This is a genomic window from Prosthecobacter vanneervenii (assembly GCF_014203095.1).
Lineage (GTDB): Bacteria > Verrucomicrobiota > Verrucomicrobiia > Verrucomicrobiales > Verrucomicrobiaceae > Prosthecobacter > Prosthecobacter vanneervenii.
Genome location: NZ_JACHIG010000022.1, coordinates 1 through 21,715, shown reverse-complemented (window position 1 = coordinate 21,715; position 21,715 = coordinate 1). Strand labels below are relative to the sequence as shown.

Annotated in this window: 17 protein-coding genes; 6 read left to right on the top strand and 11 right to left on the bottom strand. The window is 60.9% G+C overall.

The genetic code is table 11. The annotated features are described in order from the left end of the window. Positions 1–8: 8 nt before the first annotated feature. Positions 9–488 carry a hypothetical protein gene (locus HNQ65_RS25905; protein ID WP_184344671.1) on the bottom strand — a complete coding sequence of 160 codons (480 nt, stop codon included), beginning with the start codon at positions 486–488 and terminating at the stop codon, positions 9–11. Here HNQ65_RS25905 and HNQ65_RS25900 point away from each other — a divergent pair. Beyond that, a complete protein-coding gene (locus HNQ65_RS25900; protein WP_184344669.1) occupies positions 487–750 on the top strand; it encodes a hypothetical protein in 264 nt (87 codons plus the stop codon). The genes HNQ65_RS25905 and HNQ65_RS25900 overlap by 2 nt on opposite strands. Before the next feature lie 16 nt (positions 751–766). Here HNQ65_RS25900 and HNQ65_RS25895 read toward each other — a convergent pair whose 3' ends face one another. The 7 genes from HNQ65_RS25895 to epsC all read right to left on the bottom strand — a co-directional run bounded on the left by HNQ65_RS25895 (position 767) and on the right by epsC (position 12,845). Next, the gene (locus HNQ65_RS25895; protein ID WP_184344667.1) at positions 767–1,123 is read right to left on the bottom strand and encodes a hypothetical protein; all 357 of its coding nucleotides are present in this window, start codon (positions 1,121–1,123) and stop codon (positions 767–769) included. A 153-nt stretch (positions 1,124–1,276) separates the two neighbouring features. Beyond that, positions 1,277–6,892 (bottom strand): excinuclease ABC subunit UvrA, encoded by a 5,616-nt coding sequence (locus HNQ65_RS25890; RefSeq protein ID WP_184344665.1) that lies wholly within the window; start codon positions 6,890–6,892, stop codon positions 1,277–1,279. Positions 6,893–7,089: 197 nt separating this feature from the next. Continuing rightward, complete coding sequence (locus HNQ65_RS25885; RefSeq protein WP_184344663.1) at positions 7,090–7,878, bottom strand: hypothetical protein; 789 nt, start codon at positions 7,876–7,878, stop codon at positions 7,090–7,092. 14 nt (positions 7,879–7,892) lie between these two features. Then, the gene (locus HNQ65_RS25880; RefSeq protein WP_184344661.1) at positions 7,893–10,070 is read right to left on the bottom strand and encodes a thioredoxin domain-containing protein; all 2,178 of its coding nucleotides are present in this window, start codon (positions 10,068–10,070) and stop codon (positions 7,893–7,895) included. 157 nt (positions 10,071–10,227) lie between these two features. After that, complete coding sequence (locus tag HNQ65_RS25875; protein WP_184344659.1) at positions 10,228–11,190, bottom strand: hypothetical protein; 963 nt, start codon at positions 11,188–11,190, stop codon at positions 10,228–10,230. A gap of 144 nt (positions 11,191–11,334) precedes the next feature. Then, positions 11,335–11,961, bottom strand: coding sequence for a SprT family zinc-dependent metalloprotease (locus HNQ65_RS25870; protein WP_184344657.1), 627 nt, complete (start codon positions 11,959–11,961; stop codon positions 11,335–11,337). Positions 11,962–11,963: 2 nt separating this feature from the next. Beyond that, a complete protein-coding gene (gene epsC, locus HNQ65_RS25865) occupies positions 11,964–12,845 on the bottom strand; it encodes a serine O-acetyltransferase EpsC (protein ID WP_184344655.1) in 882 nt (293 codons plus the stop codon). 145 nt (positions 12,846–12,990) lie between these two features. On the opposite strand from epsC, the gene HNQ65_RS25860 reads away from it, so the two are divergent. Further along, positions 12,991–13,626, top strand: coding sequence for an HD domain-containing protein (locus HNQ65_RS25860; RefSeq protein WP_184344653.1), 636 nt, complete (start codon positions 12,991–12,993; stop codon positions 13,624–13,626). Here the strand turns inward: HNQ65_RS25860 and HNQ65_RS25855 are convergent. Then, entirely contained in the window at positions 13,595–14,215 is a 621-nt protein-coding gene (locus tag HNQ65_RS25855) for a hypothetical protein (protein ID WP_221306306.1), read from the bottom strand. The two genes, HNQ65_RS25860 and HNQ65_RS25855, sit on opposite strands and share 32 nt — an antisense overlap. A gap of 93 nt (positions 14,216–14,308) precedes the next feature. Here HNQ65_RS25855 and HNQ65_RS25850 point away from each other — a divergent pair, with 93 nt between their 5' ends. The 3 genes from HNQ65_RS25850 (at position 14,309) to HNQ65_RS25840 (ending at position 18,847) form a co-directional block, all read left to right on the top strand. Next, the gene (locus HNQ65_RS25850) at positions 14,309–16,774 is read left to right on the top strand and encodes a DEAD/DEAH box helicase (RefSeq protein ID WP_184344649.1); all 2,466 of its coding nucleotides are present in this window, start codon (positions 14,309–14,311) and stop codon (positions 16,772–16,774) included. A gap of 249 nt (positions 16,775–17,023) precedes the next feature. Beyond that, the gene (locus HNQ65_RS25845) at positions 17,024–17,950 is read left to right on the top strand and encodes a 2-dehydropantoate 2-reductase (protein WP_184344647.1); all 927 of its coding nucleotides are present in this window, start codon (positions 17,024–17,026) and stop codon (positions 17,948–17,950) included. 90 nt (positions 17,951–18,040) lie between these two features. After that, the gene (locus HNQ65_RS25840; RefSeq protein WP_184344644.1) at positions 18,041–18,847 is read left to right on the top strand and encodes a purine-nucleoside phosphorylase; all 807 of its coding nucleotides are present in this window, start codon (positions 18,041–18,043) and stop codon (positions 18,845–18,847) included. A 6-nt stretch (positions 18,848–18,853) separates the two neighbouring features. Here HNQ65_RS25840 and HNQ65_RS25835 read toward each other — a convergent pair whose 3' ends face one another. Together HNQ65_RS25835 and bioB are read right to left on the bottom strand one after the other, a co-directional pair. Continuing rightward, complete coding sequence (locus HNQ65_RS25835; protein WP_184344642.1) at positions 18,854–19,120, bottom strand: hypothetical protein; 267 nt, start codon at positions 19,118–19,120, stop codon at positions 18,854–18,856. Between the two features lie 26 nt (positions 19,121–19,146). Continuing rightward, positions 19,147–20,184: a biotin synthase BioB gene (gene bioB / locus HNQ65_RS25830; protein WP_184344640.1), complete on the bottom strand. Its 1,038-nt coding sequence runs from the start codon at positions 20,182–20,184 to the stop codon at positions 19,147–19,149. 166 nt (positions 20,185–20,350) lie between these two features. Between bioB and HNQ65_RS25825 the strand changes: the two genes are divergently transcribed. Further along, positions 20,351–21,619, top strand: coding sequence for a Gfo/Idh/MocA family protein (locus HNQ65_RS25825; protein WP_184344638.1), 1,269 nt, complete (start codon positions 20,351–20,353; stop codon positions 21,617–21,619). The last annotated feature ends 96 nt before the right edge of the window (positions 21,620–21,715 follow it).

Here is a 21,715-nt window from a genome sequence, read left to right as displayed (position 1 = left end):
TTTTATGCCTATTCAAAGGCAATGTTACCCGGGTGCAGGTCGGAGAGAAAGATGCCGTGATATTCAAGTTCGATCATAACTTTCTTTACCTCAGGCCAACGGTCTTCGAATTTTTCCATGCGATCCATTTCCCATGCCTCCCAAGTTTCCTCGTGGAAATCGAAAGGTTCGTCCAGCAGTGCACCGGCAAAATCAAGGAGGTAAGGAGGGCGCACAATGGTCATTTCGACCACGAGCCATGCGTCATCGTGATGCAAGTACGCCGGAACAGCGAAGCCACGTACATTCTCCACATTTTGTTCGCGGAGACGCAGGTAACAATCCCGTTCACGGCAGTAAGCTTTGTCCGCCCTGAAAAGCTTGGCCGCCCAAGGTTGAATTCGTTCCTTGCTGTGCAGAAGCCAGACGCTACCATCCACTCCGAAGCCAAGGCTGTCGCTCAGCTCTGCCTGACGGCTCCCGGCATACGCCACCGCTTTTTTCTCCATGGAATCAAACACCATCCGTTCATCCTCGCCGAAGACCGGCTACAGCGCCACTGTGGAGATGTTTCTTGATATCGGAGGCGTGCATCATGACATCTCACACATGGGGCCTGATTTCATCATTCTTGCTGAATCGACGAACTGCCCGCCATGCGATGGCATCGTAGGTCTTGTGGTCGATGGCAGGCTCAAGCAGTGGACTGTGCGCCTCCCAGATGGTATCTCAACGGGCACCAGCCGCGTACGAACTGCGAAAGCCGCATAGGATTCGGAAGGCCCTGCTATGGGGCAGCAAGCTTGCGGACAACCGTCTTTTTGTAAGCAGGCAGAATCTGGGGCTCCATCAGTCGCACGCACTTTTCCACGGCATCAACCACCTGCTTGATACTGTAAGGAGAGCCTTCGGGTTTATGAGCAGCTGATGCGTCGATCGTGAGCGTGAGTTTTTGGTTGGCTGAGTCGATCGTTGCCGAGATCACAATCCCGAAAGTGACGGCGATATTTACATTGCCGGGCTTCGCCCACTTTGCAGCACTGGGCGGGATGTACTCACTGCAGATATAGCCAAAGTCTTGATCAAGGGCGCCTCCCGCCCTCAACACGGGCACGTCGATAATGGTGATGGGAGGGAATTTCACGCTCTCATCCGAGAGACAAACGGGCATCTTGACCATCAAGAATGATGCCGTCGTTGCCTGCGCCAGTGAGACTACAGAGAACAACAAAAGCAGAAGGGCTTTTATAAAGAAAGCCTCTCCGAAGGCGACTCTCTACTCAAGCTCAAACTGCCCTCACAAAAACCTCGCCGTCTGGCTCCCCTTGCACTTCTTCACCTGCTCCGGCGTGCCTGCGGCCACCAGCTTCCCACCTTCAGGCCCGGCTTCGGGGCCGATATCGATGAGGTAGTCGGCTTCGGCATAGACATCGGGGTGGTGCTCGATGACGATGACGGTGTGGCCTTCATCCACGAGGCGGTGCAGCACATCAATGAGGCGTGCCACATCCTGCATGTGCAGGCCGATGGTGGGTTCCTCAATGAGATACAGATTGCGCTTTCCGGCCACGGTGATGCCCTTCAGCCGCTCCTTGGCTGTGCGGCCGTCGCCACTGCGCAGTTCAGTGACGAGCTTGATGCGCTGCGCCTCGCCGCCGCTGAGCGTGGGGCTGGGCTGGCCGAGCTGGAGGTAGCCCAGGCCGGTGTCTGCCAGCAGCTTGAGCGGGCGTGCGATCTTCTGCACGGAGGCGAAGAACTCCGCCGCCTCGGTGATGCTCATGCGCAACACATCGCCGATGTTTTTGCCGTTGTACTCGATCTCCAGCGTGGCGGCGTTGAAGCGCTGACCGTTGCAGGTCTCGCAGTGCACGCGGGTGGTGGGCAGGAAGGCCATCTCCACCTTGATCTCGCCGTTGCCGCCGCAGGTTTCGCAGCGGCCGCCTTCGGTGTTGAAGGAAAAGCGGCTGGCCGTGTAACCTCGGGTACGCGCCAGCGGCACCTGCGCAAAGAGTGCGCGGATGTCGTCCAGCACGCCCACATAGGTGGCCGGGCAGGAGCGGCTGGTCTTGCCGATGGGGGACTGATCCACCTCATGTACGGTCTGCAGGTTTTCGCAGCCGGTGAGGTTCTTCCAGGTCTTCGTAAACTTCTGCTTGGTCTTGCTGATCTTCTCGCGCACCGCAGGTGAGAGCGCGCCATGCATCAGCGAGCTCTTGCCGCTGCCGCTGACGCCCGTGAGCACGGTCAGGCGGCCCAGGGGGAAGGACACGTCCACGTTTTTGAGATTGTTCACCGTGGCGCCGGTCAGGTGCAGCCAGCCGTCCTTGGACTTGGCGGCGGGCAGCGGGCGGCGCTTGCCATGCACTGGGTGCTGCATGGGGGTGCGCAGGCTGGCGCCGGTGACGCTGTGCTTGTTCTTCAAAATCTGCGGCAGCGTGCCCTGCGCCACGATCTGCCCGCCGAACTTGCCCGCGCCCGGTCCGAGATCGAGGATCGTGTCCGCGCGCTTCATCGTCTCGTCATCGTGCTCCACCACGAGCAGTGAGTTGCCCTTGTCCCGCAGCGCGCTCAGCGTGTCGAGCAGCCGCTCATTGTCGCGCGGATGCAGGCCGATGGTGGGCTCATCCAGCACATAAAGCACGCCACGCAGATTGCTGCCCAGCTGCGCGGAAAGACGGATGCGCTGCGCCTCGCCGCCGCTGAGCGTGTCCGCACTGCGGTTGAGCTGCAGATAGCCCAGCCCCACCTCCTGCATGAACTGCAAGCGCTGCGCGATCTCCTTCACGATGTCCCGCGCGATGATAGCCTCCGTGCCTTCAAACTTCAGCTTGGCCAGCAGCCTGCCCGCGTCTCCCGCCGTGAGGCCGGCAAACTGCTGAATGCGCGTGCCCTGCAGCTGCACGGCGCGGCCGATCTCATTGATGCGACTGCCCTGGCAGCTCGGGCAGATCTCGCGTGGTTTTTCCTCCTCGTCATCCGCACTGGCAAAGCGGCGCTCCTCTTCCAGTTCCGCCTCCAGCACGGAGACATCTGGCGCACGGTCGCTGTGATCGCTCCTGTGCCCGGTGACGCCAAAGCCGCGGCAGTCTTTGCACCAGCCGTGGGGGCTGTTGAAACTGAAAAGGCGCGGGTCCAGCTCTTCAAAGGACAGACCGCAGGAGGGGCAGCTCATCTCCGTGCTGAGCACGTGCGTGGTCTTGTCGTTGATGCGCAGCTTGATCGTGCCCTTGCCCATCTTCAGCGCGGCTTCAATGTGGCTGCGGAGCTGGTCGGCATCGTCCTCTTTGGAAACACGGGCGATGACGGCGTCGATGGTATGTTCCTTGAAACGCTCCAGCTTCTTGAAGCCCATCGTGTCGCGGAACTCGCCATCCACGAGCAGCGTCTCGATGCCATGCTTGGCCGCGTTTTCGGCCACGTCAGTGTGGAAGCCTTTGCGCGCCTTGATCAGCGGCGCCATCAGGTGCCCACCGCTGCTGCGCAGGTGCTGCTGCACCGTTTTCAGGATGGCCTGCACGCTCTGCTTCTTCACCGGCACGTTGCACGTGGGGCAGTACTGCGTACCCAGCTTGGAAAAGAGCAGGCGCAGGAAATGATACACCTCCGTGACCGTGGCCACGGTGGATTTGCCGCCGCCGCGCGAGATGCGCTGCTCAATGGCGACGGTGGGCGGCACGCCGGTGATGAGGTCCACCTCCGGCTTTTCCATCTGCTCCACAAACGTGCGCGCATAGACAGACATGCTGTCCAGAAAGCGCCGCTGCCCTTCGGCAAAGATGAGGTCAAACGCCAGCGAGGACTTGCCCGATCCGCTCAGCCCCGTGACCACCACAAACTCATCGCGCGGAATATCCACCGAGATGTTTTTCAGATTGTGCTCGCGTGCACCACGGATGCTGATCGTGTTCGTCGTTAGGGTTTTAGCTCTCTCTGGAGCGCTCGCACGGGGTGTTTCCCGAACGACTGACCCGGAGCCCAGCACCTGCTTGAGATATGTTCCGGTATGCGACGCACTGCACTCTGCCACCCCCTCCGGCGTACCCTCGACGACGAGCGTGCCGCCCGCCTCGCCGCCATCCGGCCCGAGATCGATGACCCAGTCGGCGCATTTGATGACCTCCAGGTTGTGCTCGATGACGAGCAGGCTGTGGCCTTCATCCACGAGACGCTGCATCAGCTTCACGAGAAGCGCGATGTCGTCAAAATGCAGGCCCGTGGTGGGCTCATCCAGCAGCAGCAGGCTGCCAGCAGAAGTGCCTGCGGGACTTTCAATCAGATGGCCGATGAGCTTGAGGCGCTGCGCTTCACCACCAGAGAGCGTGTTCAGCGGTTGGCCCAGCTTCAGGTACCCGAGGCCAGCCTCGTTCAGCAGGCGCAGCTGCGTGACGATCTGCGCGGCCTTCTTAGACGACTCAAAAAGCGGTCCGCCAAACCACTCTACCGCGGCCTCTGCCGTCATGCCCAGCACGTCGTGAATGCTGCGGCCGTGCAGCAGGATTTTGAGCGCATGCGGCTGGTAGCGCCGCCCCTCGCACTCGGGGCAGGTCACATACAGGTCGCTGAGGAACTGCATCTCGATCTTTTCAAAGCCATTGCCCGCGCAGCGCTCGCAGCGCCCTTCGCCGGAGTTGAAGCTGAAGAATCCGGGCATGATGCCCTGCGCCTTGGCGTCTTCCGTTTCGCTGAAAAGCGTGCGGATGTGATCAAACGCGCCCAAAAACACCGCCGGTGTGGAACGCGGCGTACGTGCCAGCGGCGACTGGTCCACCATCACCACCTGATGCAGCTTTTCGTGGCCCGAGATCTTGCTCACAAGCCCAGGCTCCTCCTCACACACCTCGCCGCGCAGGCGCTGCAGGTTGCGATACAGCACCTCGTGCACCAGCGTGGATTTGCCCGATCCGCTCACACCTGTGATGCAGCAAAACACCCCCAGCGGGATGTCCACATCCAGCTTCTTGAGATTGTTCTGCCGCGCGCCACGGATGGAGAGAGTTCCAGGCTTCTGGTTTGCAGTTTCAAGTTGTCCCTTGCGCCCAGCTTTGACCTTCTCGGATGCTGAACTTGTAACTTGAGACTTTAAACTTGAAACTGAACGTCTCTGAGCGGGAACCGGCACGCTCTTCCTCCCAAACAAGTAATCTCCGGTCAGCGACTTCACCTTCGCACCCAGCTTGTCCAGCGGGCCGCTGTACACCAGCTCGCCGCCTTTTTCGCCACGGCCGGGACCGATGTCGATGAGGTTGTCCGCGCTGCGCATCACGGCTTCTTCGTGCTCCACGACGAGCAGCGTGTTGCCCTTGTCGCGCAGGCCCTCCATCACGCCGATGAGGCGGCCGATGTCGCGCGGATGCAGGCCGATGCTGGGCTCGTCCAAAACAAAGAGCGTGTTTACCAGCGAGGCGCCGAGACAGGTCGTCAGGTTCACTCGCTGCAGCTCGCCGCCGCTAAGCGTACGCGTCTGGCGGTCCAGGTTCAGGTAGCCCAAGCCCGCGCGGTCCATGTAGCTCAGACGGCTGACGATCTCTCCGCGCAGCATGGTGGCCACGTGATCGCTTTCCTTGATCGGCCACGACAGCGCGAGCGGATGCAGATCGCTTACCGGCAGGCGCGAGAGGTCGGCGATTGTGTGCGTGCCGATGCGGAAATTGTACGCCTCCTTTTTCAAACGCCCGCCACCGCAGTCGCCACACTCCGTATAAGCGCGGTAGCGGCTGAGGAAGACGCGCACATGCATCTTATAGCTGCGCGACTCCTGCCATTTGAAGAACCCGCGTACGCCATACCATTCGCCACGATTGTAGGCCTCCTCGGGATCATCCCGCGTGCCTTCAATGAGCCACCTGCGGTCTTCCGCTGAGTAATCCTCAAACGGCTTGTGAATGTCGATGCCGCGCTTCCGTGCCGCGCGCTCCAGGTCCAGCTGGGATTCGCCATACGTGCTGCCCTGAAAAGGACGCACCAGACCTTGATTGATGCTCAGCGACTCATCGGGGATGGCCTTGCGCATGTCCAGGCCCAGCGTGCGGCCAAAGCCACGGCAGGTGGGGCATGCGCCGATGGGGCTGTTAAAGCTGAACAAGCCCGGCGTCGGCGCCGGGAGCGTGATGCCGCAGTCCGCGCAGCTCCAGTCGGTGGAGAAATGCAAGGTCTTGTCGTCGATGCTCACGGCGACTTTCCCCTTGCCGTAGCGCAGTGCCGCCTCCAGCGCCTCGCTCACACGCGCGCGTTGCTTCGTCTCCAGCACGATGCGGTCCTGCACCACCAGCACCTGACCGGGCAGCTTGCGGCCTCTGAGCGCGTCCTCATCATCCAGACGAATCACATTTCCATACAGCCAGACACGCAGAAAGCCCTGCGATTGCAGAAACGCCGCAAAGTCCGCCGTCACCGCGCTCTTCGGCACCGCCACAGGAAACAAAATCAGCGCCTGTTTGCCCGCATGCCCGCTCAGCAGCTCGTTAAGAATGCTCTCCGGCGACTCCGGCCTCACCGGTCTCTGGCAAGACGGGCACGTGGCCTCCGCCAGACGCGGGAAGAGCATCTTCAGGTAGTCATTGATCTCCGTGATCGTGCCGACCGTCGAGCGCGTGCTGCGCATGTTGTTCACCTGCTCGATGGCAATCGCCGGCGGTATGCCTTCAATGGCGTCCACCTTCGGCTTGTCCATGCGCTCAAAAAACTGCCGCGTGTAGGGGGAGAACGTCTCCACATAGCGCCGTTGGCCTTCTGCGTAGATCGTATCGAATGCCAGCGAGGATTTGCCCGAGCCGCTCGGCCCTGTGATGACATTGAGCTTTCCCAGCGGCAGATCGAGATCGATCCCCTTCAGATTGTTCTGCCGCGCCCCACGAATGCGAATGACATCATCGAGAGACTTTCTGGCAGCGGATTTTGGAGCGGCACGAGACATGAGGGTGCGAGAGTAGCGATACGCCCCGCCGAGGCAAACGGGCGCTCGGGATGATGAAAAGAAAGCGGTATCGTGGACGAATGCTGGCACCACAGTCGGCATCGATTCTGCCTCGGTTGCCAACCGCCACGATCCCGAAGGGATCACAGAAGATAGCCAGGGGTCGCAGCCGCCTAGAGAGCCTTCGTGAAACCGATTCAGCCGAGGGTGAACTCCAATTTTTCCTCCACGAAATCATCCACAGGGAAAGCATAAAATTGGCCGTTCATTTCAACATAGATCTTACCATTCAGAATTCCATGCACCTTTCCAATTTCTCCCAACTCGCTGCCAACTAAGACATGACTCGGCAGATCAACATATACCGTGCGCCATTTGAATGGCAGGTCATCTTTTCCAAGTGCGCTTCCATGCTCAGGAAGGAAAGCAATGTGTCGGTATCGTGCTCCAGCGCCACCAATGAAATCTTCGATGAGAACTTCGTGAGTGGCTTCATTAAATTGGATGGTTGAATTTCCCGAAATTCTACCGTCACTCGATTTCGTCAGCAGCCCTTCAGCGCGAGCCATTTCCCTGCCTGCAACTTCAAGAATGTGACGGGTGCTCGTTCGACGAGGCCCATTACGATCTTTAACCCAGATCACTTTGCCCAGTTGTATGCGGACAACGATGCTGGGCGCAAGTTCGATAGGACGTAATTTCGACACAATAATGCTGTAATTGTTGTCGGTGGGCGGCTTGTAAGATTGGATCACTGGCAAACCAGGATTTTCGCATCGATAGACAGAGTATCTGGCTGCATAGTCAGCTCTGTACTGGTTATTTAATGCGATCTGACGCTCCACATCCGTCATCGAGCGCATGGCTGCCTGCTGTAGCTTCGAATGCTGAAGCGTCCTGTCGGATTGGCAGGACGAAAAAATGCATGTACTGACCACTAACAGGCCAGAAAGCACCATGTATTTGCATCGGGAACAGTTGGCCATGAATTGAGTGGTATTCACTTCCCCAGCACCTTCTCCAATCCCTCCACCGTCGTCACCGGAGCCTGGCACGCGAAGTTCTGGCACACATACGCCGCTGGCTTCCCATCCACGGGTTTCATGCCGGCGAGGGCTTCGTTGTGCGTGGCGAGCCATTGCTGGCCTGCCCCGCCGTCCGCACTGAGAATCACCGCCGTCGGCAGAAACCGACGATGCACGTTGGCAGCCAGCTTCTTGAAATCGGCGCTGCCAGAATCGCCGGCGAGAACGATCTGCTGCTTGCCACGGAAATCCATGTCGAAGGCCATGGCCATCACCGGCACAGAGGATGGGCTGCTTTGCAGGGTGGATCCGAAGAGGACGAAGATTTTCTCCGCCTGCTTCTTCCACTCGTCTTTGGCGAGCAGCGCGCTCAGGCGCACGAGGTTGAGCGCAGCGAGGGAGTTGGGCGAGGGCTCGGCACCGTCGTAGTCTTCCTTGATGCGGAGGACGCTGTTGGGCATGTCGGTGTGCACGCTGTAGTAGCCGCCGTGCTGCGCATCGAGAAAGAGCGCGTCCATCTCGGTCTGCAGGGCGGCGGCCCATTGCAGCCATTTTACATCAAAGCTGGCCTGATAGAGATCAATGAGGCCGTGGATGAGGCAGGCGTAGTCGATGGAGAAGGCACGCGGACCACGCACACCTGCGCGCCAGGAGCGGTGCAGCTCCTTGCCGGGTGTGGTGCAGAGCTGATCGTGCAGAAACTGCGCCGCACCGGCTGAGAGCTTGATCATCTCGGCATCGCCAAAGGCAGCTCCGGCACGGGCCAGGCCGGAGATCATGAGGCCATTCCAGGCGGCGATGACTTTGTCGTCGCGATGCGGACGCGGGCGTTTGGAGCGGGCTTCAAAGAGCTTGGCGATGCTCCCGTCGATGATGGTTTTGACCTCCTCCGGCGACTTCTTGAAGTACTCCCCGGTCTTCTTGAAGGAGACGGCACGGTAGAGAGTATTCAAGCCTTTGAGCTCGCCATGCGGATCGCTCTCGTGGCGGGCGTTGCCATCGCGGCGTGCGCCGTAGGCATAGCGGAAGATGTTGCCGTCTTCCTTGCCGAGGATCTCGTCGATCTCAGCGGCTTTCCACACGTAGAAGGCGCCTTCGGTTTTGTGCTCGGCATCGGCGCTGGCCAGGCTGTCGGCATCCTCGGCGGAGAAGAAGCCGCCCTCCGCGTGCCGCAGGTCGCGCTTCGCATAGTCCACGGTGCTGCGCACGATGTTTTCAAACAGCACATTCTGCGTGAGCTGCCAGCCCTCGGTATAGGCGGTGAGCAGCTGCCCCTGATCATAGAGCATTTTTTCGTAATGCGGGATGTGCCAATAGCCGTCCACGCTGTAGCGATGGAAGCCGCCGCCGATGTGGTCGCGCATGCCGCCATTGGCCATGCCGCGCAGCGTTTTCACCGTCATCTCCATGGCCCAGTTGCTCTCGGACTCGCGGTCTTCGCCCTTACGCTCGGCAAAGATGCGATGCACGCGCATCAGCAGGTTCAGCGTGGTGGGGCGGGGGAACTTGGGCGCGCTGCCAAAGCCGCCTTCATGATAATCGAAGGAGCCGGAGAGATCATCGTAGGCCTTCTGCACCAGCGTCTCGTGATTGATGTCCGCCAGCGCGGTGTTCTCGTTGTCCAGATGCTCCTGCAGTTTCTCCACGGAGCGCGCAGCGCGTTCGTCGATGCCCTTGCGGTCCTCGGTCCACACCTTGTGCAGTTCATTGAGCAGGTTCTTGAAGCCGATACGCCCGGGTGAATTCTCCGGCGGGTAGTAAGTGCCGCCGTAGAAGGGCTTCAGATCGGGCGTGAGGAAGACATTCATCGGCCAGCCGCCGTGGCCGCTGGCCGCCTGCACGTAGGTCATGTAGGTGAGGTCCACGTCAGGACGTTCCTCGCGGTCCACCTTGATGGGAATGAAGTGGTCGTTGATCAGCTTGGCCGTCTCCTCGTTTTCAAACGACTCGCGCTCCATCACGTGGCACCAGTGGCAGGTGGAGTAGCCGGAGGAGAGAAAGATGGGCTTGTCCTCGGCCTTGGCTTTCTTGAAAGCCTCCTCGCCCCAGGGCAGCCAGTTCACCGGATTGTGGGCATGCTGCAGCAGGTAGGGCGAGCGTTCCTTGGCGAGGGCGTTGGTATATTTGGGGGGCTGTGCGGACGTTTCGCTCATGGTTGGGGTAGAAGAGATAACGTCCGCATGAGGGGCGGGGTTGCAAGGGGGGAGGTGAAGAGGGCAGCGTGTGCAAAACTCGGAATCGAGGTCCTTGCAAACACCGTCACCTTTTGCCCTCTACCCGTGAGGCGCCGTCTACACGCCCTCAGGCGTATTACGACCTTCTGCCGAAAAGGATCCTCTTGAGAATTTTCACGAGCAGTAACACTGCCACGCAAAGGCCGAGCACATGCCACTGATTGGTCCGGTCAAAGTCCGTGACCATGCCAAGGATCTTGAATTTGATCGAGTCCAGATTCCAGGTGAAGTTGCCTACCACGTGATTGATGCCGGCGGCATGGGGCGAGGGCTTTTCCTCCGGTCCGAGCGTGGCAACGATTTTGGCGGTGGTCATGAAATCGCGGCGGCTGACCTGCATGTCGTATCGCGGATTCAACGCCTGTGGGTTGCCATAGCAGAGGTAAACAGGCTCGGAGTTAGACACACGAAACAACAGCCGAACCAAGGGATACATGGCACGCGCCGAGGTGATCTCCAGACGCGGGGTGCTTCCGTCTGTGGCAGTCATGCGAATCGTATCGCTGTGAGGCGGAGTCTTGAGCAGCAGCTGGAAGGGGCTGGCGGCTTCGCCGGGTCTGCGCAGCCAGGTGCCATTGCCGAGAGGCTTTTCCTGGTTCCCTGCCTTGGTTTCCGTGATCTCAGTGACGCTGAGAGTGTACTGAAATGAAGGCCTGCCGGTTTCAAAGAGCAGTCCGGTGGCTGGAAAGTCAGGGGCTGGCAGCTTGATATCCCATTTGGAGAGAAGGGGAGTTTTAGGGTCGATCACTTCCGCAACGGACACTTCCACGCTGCGATCTGCCCCCGGTTTCACTGCGACAAACGGCAACTGGCGCCCTGCACGCACGATGCGCACGTCGTCCAGACCATTGCCCGAATGCATGAACACCAAAGGGTCGAGATCCAACTCCACCACACCACTCTGGCTGAACTGCAGCGCCCGCTGATATTTCCAGGAGGAGACATCAATCGGAGGGCCCACAAAACGCTCATCGGATGCCTCTTGGGCTCCGGCGGTCAAAGAAAAGCCCAGCGCAATGATCAGCAGGTATGATTTCATGGATGAATGCAAATTTTGAAAGAAGTTTAGTATTCCGTCCTATTCTGGCTTGAGGGACCTTTTACAGCAATCCACGAAACAGTGGAAGTTCGTAATGCATTCGTTCAACAAATCAGCAAACAGAAAAGCGCCCCTGCTGAACTTTCAGCCCTGCGCCACCAGCACCAGGCGGAAGCGTCCGTCATACTGACCACCGGCGTGCTGGCGGCAGCAGCGCAGGCAGGCGGTGGGGCGGCGGAATTTGCGCACACGCTGCACCGTCGTCTGGCACGCGGGGCATGCGTAGGTGAGCTTGCGCTCGACTTCATTCCTCGGCAGCGGCAGGCGGTGCTGCGCCTTTTCTCCGGGGATGCCGAGGTCTGCGCACGCCTGTCTCCACTCACGGCCATGGGGCTCGATGCGCCTGCGGCCGCTCCGGTGATAGGCGATCAGGTGCGCCAGCTCATGCTTCAGCGTACGCTCCACCTGCCCTTCAAAGTCGCGCAGCAGGGGGTTCAGCTCGATGGACCAGCCCGGATAGCGTGCATAGCCCGCGGTGCTGCGCAGGCGGGAGTTCCACGTCACGGTCACCAGCTTGGCCCCGCCCGGCAGATCCAGCGCCAGCAGCATGGCGCGCACCTGCTCTTCCAGCTCGGGATCACGCCCGTCTTGGATGGGCCCGGCGGCCTCTGCCGCAGGGGGCGGTGCCGGCTCCAGCTCACGCACAGAGCGGAAGGGCACCCATGGGGGCAGCGCGGAAAAATCCAGATTGAGCTGGGAGAGATCGAGCATGCTCACTTCTTCTTTTTGACGTGCACTTTGTGCTCCTGCTCTCCCAGGGCGTAGAGCATGTCAGGAGCCACGGATTCCAGAATAAACACATTCGCGCCGATGGTGCTGCGCGCACCGATGACGGTATCTCCGCCGACAATGGTCGCATTGGCATACACCGTCACGTGGTCTTCCAGCGTGGGGTGGCGCTTCTTGCCGCGCAGCGCCTGCCCGGCAGCCAGCGAGCGTGCCACGAGGCCGACGCCTTGGTAGAGCTTCACATGCTTCCCGATGGTGGCCGTCTCGCCAATGACCACGCCAGTGCCATGATCAATAAAAAAGTGCGTGCCGATCTCCGCACCGGGATGGATGTCGATCCCCGTGCGGCTGTGTGCCCACTCGGTCATCATGCGCGGAATGACGGGCACGTTTTTCTGATAAAGCACATGCGCCGTGCGCTGGATGGCGATGGCCTCCAGCCCCGGATACGCGAGGATGATCTCCTCAAAGCCGCGCGCGGCGGGGTCGCCCTCATAGGCAGCCTCCACATCGGTCTTCAGGAGGGCACGCACCTCGGCAAGGCGCATGAGAAAGCTGCACACGATGTCGGCCGCCTCAGCATCGCGGTTTTCGTGGCTGCCATTCAGCCGCAGGCTGCGGCGCACTTCGATGTTGAGTCGCTCACGGATGCTGGCGACGAGCTCATTCGTCATGAGCTCCAGCTCCTGGGAGGTCACGGCTTCATCGGAAAAGAATCCAGGAAAGAGCAGATGCAGCAGATCTTCGCACAGGGTCGCGATGGCGCGCTTGGACGGCAGGTTGCCGCAGTCGACGTGGTTGATCCCGCCCACCTCGTGATACGAGGCCATGAGGCTGGAAACGATTTCATTTTGGCGGCAATCCATGTGTGCACTCAGCGATACCGCGCTGTGATGGGGATTCAAGCGCTGGCACGAGATGATTGCTGTGAATAACTCGCCGCTGAAACCTTCCGCTGGCGGGTGAATACCCGATGAAGCATCGTCATGCGCACTCCAGCCGTAAATTTATATGTTCCTCCATTATGCCAATCTGCAAAAGTGGCAGGCTCTCTGGAATTGCTGCGGCATGCCCGGCGATGGCACGGCGTGGCATGAACGGCTTGCCACCTCCTACACAGAGCCCCAGCGCGCCTACCACACTCTCCAGCATTTGGAAGAATGCCTGCTCGTCTTTGATGAAGCCAGGGCTGCCGGATTGATGGCAAATCCAGACCTCATCGAGATAGCGCTGTGGTTTCATGATGCAGTCTATGACCCGCAGGCTGGCAACAACGAAGAACTCAGCGCGCAGATGGCCATGGAGGCCTTGGGAGAAAGCGACCAGTCGCGCGAGGTGGCGCGGCTCATCCTGCTGACAAAGTCGCACCAGCCGGGAAACGGGCCGGATGATGCGTGGATCATCGACATCGATCTCGCCATCTTCGCACAGCCAATTGAGCGCGTGATGGAGTATGAGCGGCAGATACGCGCAGAGTATTCCTGGGTGCCGCAGGCCGTGTATGCTGAGAAGCGTGCGGAAATCCTGCGCGGCTTCCTTGCACGACCGCAGATCTATCTCACCGCCTGGGCACAGAAACGCTTTGAGGCGTGTGCTCGGGAGAACCTGCGCTCACTCATCGCCGCAGTGCAGCCGCCTGCTCCGTGACTTTGCGCGCGCCCCAGGGATACGGGCGCGCCGCGCCTTCGGAGAAATACTGCTTGAGCTGTGCCGTGGTCCGCCGTGGCAGGTCGAGCTCGATGCGGCGTGGTTTTCCCTCCACCTCCAGCTCAAGAACTGCATGGATGGAGGTGCCATAATTGGAAATCGGAAAGCTGCCAGCCTCGCTTTCCACCAGCTCATGCGGCGCAGCGGTGACCACCACGTTTTGAAAATCCATCACGCCGCTGGTCACGATCATGCGCTTGAACTTCACCTGATGAGACACGGAGTCGAAATTCCACAGAGCCAGCGACAGCTTGCCGGAAGCCAACGCGTCACGCGGCCCCAGAGCACCCAGCGCCTGCGCCGTGCCCTGCGCGACGGGGATCTTCTTTTTGTCATGATCCACCAGGATGACGATGCCCAGCCGGTCTTTCAGCAGCCAGTCGCCGTTGTCGTAGTACTTGGAGTACACCGTCGTGCTGGTTTCGCCGGTGCTGCCGTCATAACGGCCCATCCTCATGGTGTTGGAGCTGCATGCGGCCAGCAGCGTGAGAAGACCTGAGACAAGCCAGGTGCTGAGAAAGCTTTTCAATCGTCCGCGAATCAGAGAAGGAACGTTGATGAATCTTGCAAAGGCCATGAATCGATACTAGGCGCGAGCATCGCCGCGTCCAACCTCAAAGAGATGCTCCCATCCCTCAACCAGCTCAAGCTTCCCGATCCCTGGCAGCACCAGGCGGTGAATCTGCTGCGCACCGGCAGCGATGTGGTGGTGAGCGCGCCGACCGGGGCAGGGAAGACGTACATCTTTGAGCTGCTGCATCAAGGCCGCCATTTGCAGGGGCAGGCCATTTACACCGTGCCCACCCGCGCGCTGGCGAATGACAAGTATGCGGAGTGGAAGGAGGCGAAGTGGAATGTGGGCATCGCCACCGGAGACATTGCTGAGAACGTGGATGCACCCGTGGTGGTGGCCACGCTGGAGACGCAGCTTGAGCGGCTCGTGCGCGGCGAGGGGCCCGCGCTGCTGGTCATCGATGAATACCAGATGATCTCAGACCACTCGCGCGGTGCGAACTACGAGGCCACCATTGCTCTGGCTCCACTGGACACACGCCTGCTGCTGCTCAGCGGCTCCGTGGCGAATCCCGAGGATGTGGCGACATGGCTGACGAGCCTGGGCCGCAAGGCGGAGGTGGTGATGACGCGCGAACGCCCCGTGCCGCTGGAGGAGGTGCCCATGGAGGCGCTGCCGCAGCGGCAGAAGCAGTTTCACAACTACTGGCCGCGCTTTGCCGCATCGGTGATGATGTCGGATCTGGCACCTCTGCTCATCTTTGCCCCACGCCGCAAAGAGGCGGAATCCATTGCACGCAGGCTGGCCGCCGATCTGCCGCTGGGAGATCCGATGGAGCTCACACCGGAGCAGCGTGCCGTCTGCGGCAAGGACCTCTCCACCCTGATCGAGAAACGCATCGCCTTCCATCACAGTGGCCTCTCGTATGGCGCACGCGCGGGGGTGATCGAGCCTCTGGCCAAGGCGGGCCAGCTCCGCGTCATCGTGGCCACGATGGGACTCGCAGCAGGGATCAATTTCTCCGTGCGCAGCGTGCATGTGGCGGGCACCACTTTTCATGACGGCAAAAGCGAGCACAAGCTGACACCTGATGAGCTGCTGCAGATGTACGGCCGCGCCGGAAGACGCGGGCTGGATGACAAAGGCCACGTCATCACCAGCCGCGACAGCCCCTCCATCTTTGATGCACGCCCCGCACGCCTGCACCGCAGCGAGCTGCTGGCCTGGCCCATCTTTCTGCGCGTGATGAAGCATGCCGCTCTGCAGAAGGAGAACCCCTTTGATGCGGCCACACGCTTTGCGGGCAGGCTCTTTGCCAAAGTGCCGCCACTGCTCGGGCTGGAAGAGCTGGAGCCGGATGTAGTGCAGCCAAAGCATGAAAACGCCAAGGCGCTCTTCGGCCTCGAAGCCACGGAGAAGCAGATACTGAACTCCTACGGCGAGTGGGAGCGCAAACACAAGCATGCGCTGCATCGCGTGCCGCTGAGCCGTGTGCATGCCCTGCTGGGCGTGCCTGCCTTTGCCGCCAAGTTCGCTCATGGCATCGGGCGAGTGGGAAAAATCCGCCGCGAGAAGGATGTGATCTACGGCGTGGAGGTCAGCCTCGGCACGCCGGTGGAAGATCAGGTGAAGCCCACCAAATCTATCCGCAGGCTGCTCAAACTGCCGCGCCATGCGGAGACAGTGCCATTGGAGGAGATCACCGTGCTGCATGCGGGAGAGCTGGCCCGGCACATCCTCGCCAGCGTGGAGGAGGCCATCCAGGATGTGGCCCCGGAATTCATCGGCACGGTGATGAAGGAGAATCTCGTCTTCGCCTGCTTTGACCTCTCGCCCGTCGAGGTGATGGCCTATGAAGACGCGCCTGGCCGTCTGCTTTTCATGCCGCAGGAGCGCAGCATCGTGGTGAGGAATGAAACCGGCGTGAACACCGCCGAGACCACCACCACAGATCGCCAGCCGCGCGGTGGGTCGCCCATTCACTCCTGGCGCTCTCTCGGGCTCATCGATGCCGATGGCGTGCCCACTCGGCGCGGGGAGATCTTCAGCTTCTTCCAGCATGGCGAAGGGCTGGCCGTGGTGGCCGCGCTGGAGGATGAGAGCTACCACGCCGACGAACTGGTGCACCACATGGCCAATCTGCGCAGCGGCTCCAAATTTGACCTGCCGCTCACCTGCGGCTCCGAGCGTCTCGCAGCGGTCTGCCGTGGCACCTACGGCTTCGTCAATCATCAGGGCTATCTCGACAACGGCCTGCCGGAAGACTACGGCGAAGGCGCTGCCGAGCTGCTCGATGCCCTGCTGCATCCTGAACAACCCGGCGCGCAGGATCTCAAAGCCGGCATCGCGGAGGGAGACATCTCACGTGCTTATGTGGAATGGCTGAGCCTCCTGCGCCACATCACGCACGCGCCTGATCATCCGTGGCGCAGATGGAAGGAGCTGAAGGAGGCCGCCAAGCAGACGCTCAAGCACCACACCAAGACCCTGCGCCACTTCTTCCACCTCGACCTGCCACCGCTGACCAACAAGCAGCGGCATGGCAAGACGCGGCATTATTTGATGGTGAAGTAGTGCGCCAGCCAATTTGGAGTGCGGTCGCGGAGGGAGGAACGACCGCAGCTACCGCTTTCGCCGTGCTGAAAAGCAAGCGCACACCAAGAACCTTCCGAAAGCGGGAGCCATTGGCTTCTCGCAGCCTCACAACCACACGCACACCACGAGACACTCGAAAGCGGCAGCTCCGCGTGCCGCACTCCAAATTCGCTGCCGCGTATTCGCATGATGATTTGAAGAATCGCTGACGCCACGCAGACTAGGGACATGAATCTCGATCACCCCCGCATCGCCATCATCGGCTCCGGCGCCGTCGGCTGCTACTATGGCGGGCGTCTGGCGCAGCATGGTCATGAAGTGCATTTCCTCATGCGCTCGGACTACGAGCATGTGAAGCAGCATGGACTGCAGATCCGCAGCCTGCATGGAGACTTCTCCCTGCCGCAGGTGCTCTGCCGCCGCAGCACGGCTGAGATCGGTCCTTGCGACCTGGTGATCATCGCCATGAAGGCCACAGCCAATGAGGCGCTGCTCTCCTTGCTGCCGCCGCTGCTGAAGGAAGACACGATGATCCTGACGCTGCAAAACGGCCTGGGCAGCGATGACTTTCTGGCGCGGCACTTCGGCTCCGAGCGCGTGCTCGGCGGGCTGTGCTTTGTGTGCATCAATCGCATCTCACCCGGCGTGATCCATCACATCGCGCAGGGGCAGATCTCTCTGGGAGAACACAGCGGCGCACCGCAGCCACGCACGCATGATCTGGCGGCGGAGTTTCAGCGCTGCGGCATTCAGTGTCGCGTGGAGCCCAGCCTCATCGCGGCGAGGTGGAAGAAGCTCGTCTGGAACATCCCCTTCAACGGCCTCTCCATCGCCGCAGGTGGCAAGGACACCGCCGCCATCCTAGCCGATCCGATTTTGGAAAAACGTGTGCGCGATCTGATGCGTGAGATCATCGCCACCGCAGGACGGCTCGGGCATGAAATCCCACTTTCGCTGATTGATGACATGATCGAGCGTACGCGCACCATGTCCGCCTACAAGCCCAGCAGCCTCATCGATTTCCTCGCCGGCAGCGAGGTCGAGCTGGACGCCATCTGGGGTGAGCCCATGCGCCGGGCTGCTGCCGCTGGCATCGCCATGCCGGAGGTGAAGAGACTGCATGAGGAGTTGAAGGCACGCATTGCCGCCAGATAGTGGTCCGCACAGTCCCCTGTGCGATGGAACAAGCGTCTCGTGACGGCGATCCCCGCACAGAGGACTGTGCGGACCACTTTGCTCACGCCCATGTCGCTCACTGCTCTTCAAAACGCCCGTCCTGAAACCGCCATCGTACTCGGCTCCGGCCTCGGTAGTGTGGCGGAGGCTTTTGGCACCAAGGCGCCGGGGTCTCCTGACCCCGAGCTGGGGGTCGGGAGACCCCAATACCTTGAGATTCCGTACTCGGACATCCCCGGCCTCAGCGCCTCCACGGTGCCGGGGCATGCGGGGCGCTTCGTGCTGGCGCAGCATCATGGCAAACCCATCCTGCTGGCGCAGGGCCGCAGACATCTCTACGAAGGACTGACGGCGCATGAGGTGACGGCAGGCATCCGCTTCATGCATGAGATCGGCGTGCGGCGCATCGTCCTCACGAATGCAGCCGGTGCCATCCACGAGAGCTTTCATGTGGGCGGGCTGATGCTCATCACCGACCACATCAATCTGCAAGGCACCACACCGCTGCTCGGCGGCCCGAACTTCCATGACATGAGTGAGGTCTATTCACGCACGTGGTGCGAGAAGTTCCACGCCGCCAGTGTGGAGATCGGCCTGAAGCTGCACGCAGGCATCTATGCCGGGCTGCTGGGTCCGCAGTATGAAACACCGGCGGAAATCCGCATGCTGCGCACGCTGGGTGCGGATGCCGTTGGCATGTCCACCGTGCCCGAGGCCATTCAAGCGCGTGCTCTGGGCATGGAGGTCGCAGGTATTTCAATGCTCACCAACTGGGCCGCGGGATTGCGTGCACAGACGCTGCACCATGCCGAAGTGGTGGAGGTAGGAAAGACAGCGGGAATGTATCTGGCGAGGTTGTTGAAGGCGGCGGTGTGATTTCGGTCAAGGTCGCAGGCTTCTGACTAACGCGAGGCAGCCGTGAATCAACAACGCCCAGATCAGACTGGAGGAGACAAACCAAAGGGGTGCGACCCATCGCTCATCCGGCAGCATCCAAGCCACCGGGTAGAGAATCGCGGCTGAAGGAATGTGCAGCAAAACCAAGAGCACACCCCATTGAGTTGCAGGCCCGCAAGGACCACTCGGTGCCATATTCATGGCAGCAAAGAGCACAGCCTCAATCAGCACGCCTGCGATGACGGTTTTCATCCAGGCATGCATGATCAAGTAATTGTCTAACAGCACCCGTTCGCCTTCTCCATCTCACACGCGTGCTCCTCGGTGCAGCAGGGCATGAGGGGGCGGCCTTCGGTGGCCTCGGGGGCTTCCATGTCCGGGTTCGGAGCCTGGGGGGCGAGGCCGAGGTCGCGGAGGAGTTTCATGTCCTCGTTGGCGCGCGGATTGGCGGCGGTGAGGAGTTTGTCTCCGTAGAAAATGGAGTTGGCACCGGCGAAATAGGCGAGGGCCTGGGCTTCACGGCTCAGGTTCGTACGACCGGCGCTGAGGCGCACCTTGGCCTTTGGCACGGCGATGCGGGTCACCGCGATCATGCGGATGAAGGCGAAGGAATCGACGACTTCGTTGTCGCCCATCGGCGTGCCTTTGATGGGCATGAGGGCGTTGATCGGGATGCTCTCGGGCTGGGGATTGAAGTTGGAGATGACCTCCAGCATTTTCAGGCGGTCGTCGATGGTCTCGCCCAGGCCGAGGATGCCGCCGCAGCAGACGGACATGCCAGCATCCTGCGCGTGGCGGATGGTGCGCAGGCGGTCCTCAAAGGAGTGGGTGCTGACGATGTTCGGGTAGTGCTCCGGGGAGGTGTCCACGTTGTGGTTGTAGGCGGTGACACCGGCTTCCTTGAGGTCGGCGGCTTCTTCCGCACCGAGTTCGCCGAGGGTCACGCAGACCTCCATGCCGAGCTTGGACACATCGCGGACGATATCGAGCACCTGGTCAAACTTCTGAGTGCCTTTGCGCACGCCCTTCCAGGCGGCGCCCATGCAGAAGCGGGTGGAGCCGCTGGCGCGGGCGGCCAGGGCACGGTCCAGGATCTGCTCCTTGGGCAGCAGCTTCTCCGCCTGCACGCCGGTGCTGTAGCGGGCGCTCTGGGCGCAGTAGCCGCAGTCCTCGCTGCAGCCGCCGGTCTTGATGCTCAGCAGGGTGCAGAGCTGCACCTCGTTGCCGGTCCAGTGCTCGTCATGCACGGCGCGGGCCTGCTTGAGGAGGTCGAAAAAGGGCTGGTGATAGATGCGGTGGAGGTCGGCGAAAGTCATGTGAAGGGGATTCTTGGCGCAAAAAGGGCGTTTTGGCAATCCTGCTCCTGCTCTTCCTCATACTCCTCCTCCCGGGGGCGGTAACGATGGGCACTCAAAGGGAGGAGGAGGAAGATTTGATTGGCCGCAAGACCCAGCCCCCCGGCACCGATTTGGTCTCACCATCATGAACCGCCGCACTTTTTTCCATCAAACGTCCGTGCTTGCCGCAGCCTCCGCTCTTCCAAAACTCTACGCGGCAGATGAGGCCGGAAAGAAGGTGAAGGTGGCCGTGGTGGCGCTGGGGCGCGGCATGCAGCACGTACAGGCGCTGCTCAAGCTCCCGAACGTGGAGATCGCCTATCTGGCTGAAGTGGACCCCAAACGCCTGGAGGCAGGGCTCAAGGTGGTGAATGACACACAGAAAGTCTCCTGCGTGGGCGTGAAGGACTTCCGCACCATTTTGGACGACAAGACGCTGGACGCCGTCTTCATCGCCACGCCGAACTTCTGGCATACCCCCGCCGCGCTGCTGTGCATGCAGGCCGGAAAGCACGTCTATGTGGAAAAGCCCGGCAGCCAGAACGCGCAGGAGGCCGAGATGATCGTGGCCGCCTCGAAGAAATACGACCGCCTCGTGCAAATGGGCAATCAGCGCCGCACCTGGATGAAGGAGGCCATCGAGGCCCTGCACGGCGGCGCCATCGGCCCCGTGCGCTACGGCCGCGGCTTTTACTACAACACCCGCAAATCCGTGGCTACCAACGAGAAGCCCGCTTCTCCGGACATCGACTACGACCTGTGGCAGGGCCCCGTGCCGGATGATGTGAAGCACGACTTCAAAAAGCTGGCCCACTACGACTGGCACTGGTTCTGGCACTGGGGCAATGGCGAGCTGGGCAATAACGGCATCCACACCCTGGACATCCTGCGCTGGGGCCTCAAGGGAGACTACCCCCTGCGCACCACCTACAACGGCGGCCGCTACTTCTACCAGGACGCCCAGGAGACGCCGGACACCGGCACAGCCGTGTATGATTTCGGCCACGCCGGCTGCGAGTGGGTGCAGAGCAGCAGCCACCCGCGCGCCGCCGAAAAGCCGCTGGCCGAGGTGATCTTTTACGGCGACAACGGCACCATGGGCATCGCGCGCGACTCCTGGACCATCTACGACCCCAAAGGCGCCGAGGTCAGCAAGAGCAAGGCCGCTGGTGGCGGCGACCCCGCACACATGGGCAATTTCATCGAGGCCATTCGTGGCAATGCCAAGCTCAACAGCCCCATCGAAGAAGGCCAGAAGAGCACCATGATGTGCCACCTGGGCAACATGGCCTACCGCACCAACACCGTGGTGAAATGCGATCCCAAGACCGGCAAGGTGCTGGACAATGCCGAGGCGATGAAGCTCTGGGGCCGCGACGGTGGGTACCGGAAAGGCTGGGAGCCGAAGATCTGAGGTACGATGGGCACTCCTGCCAGTAGTGTTCGGCATGGTGTTTGAGGGGGGTATGTGACAAAAACGTTGCTGTACCTTTGGGCCAAGGGTGGCATG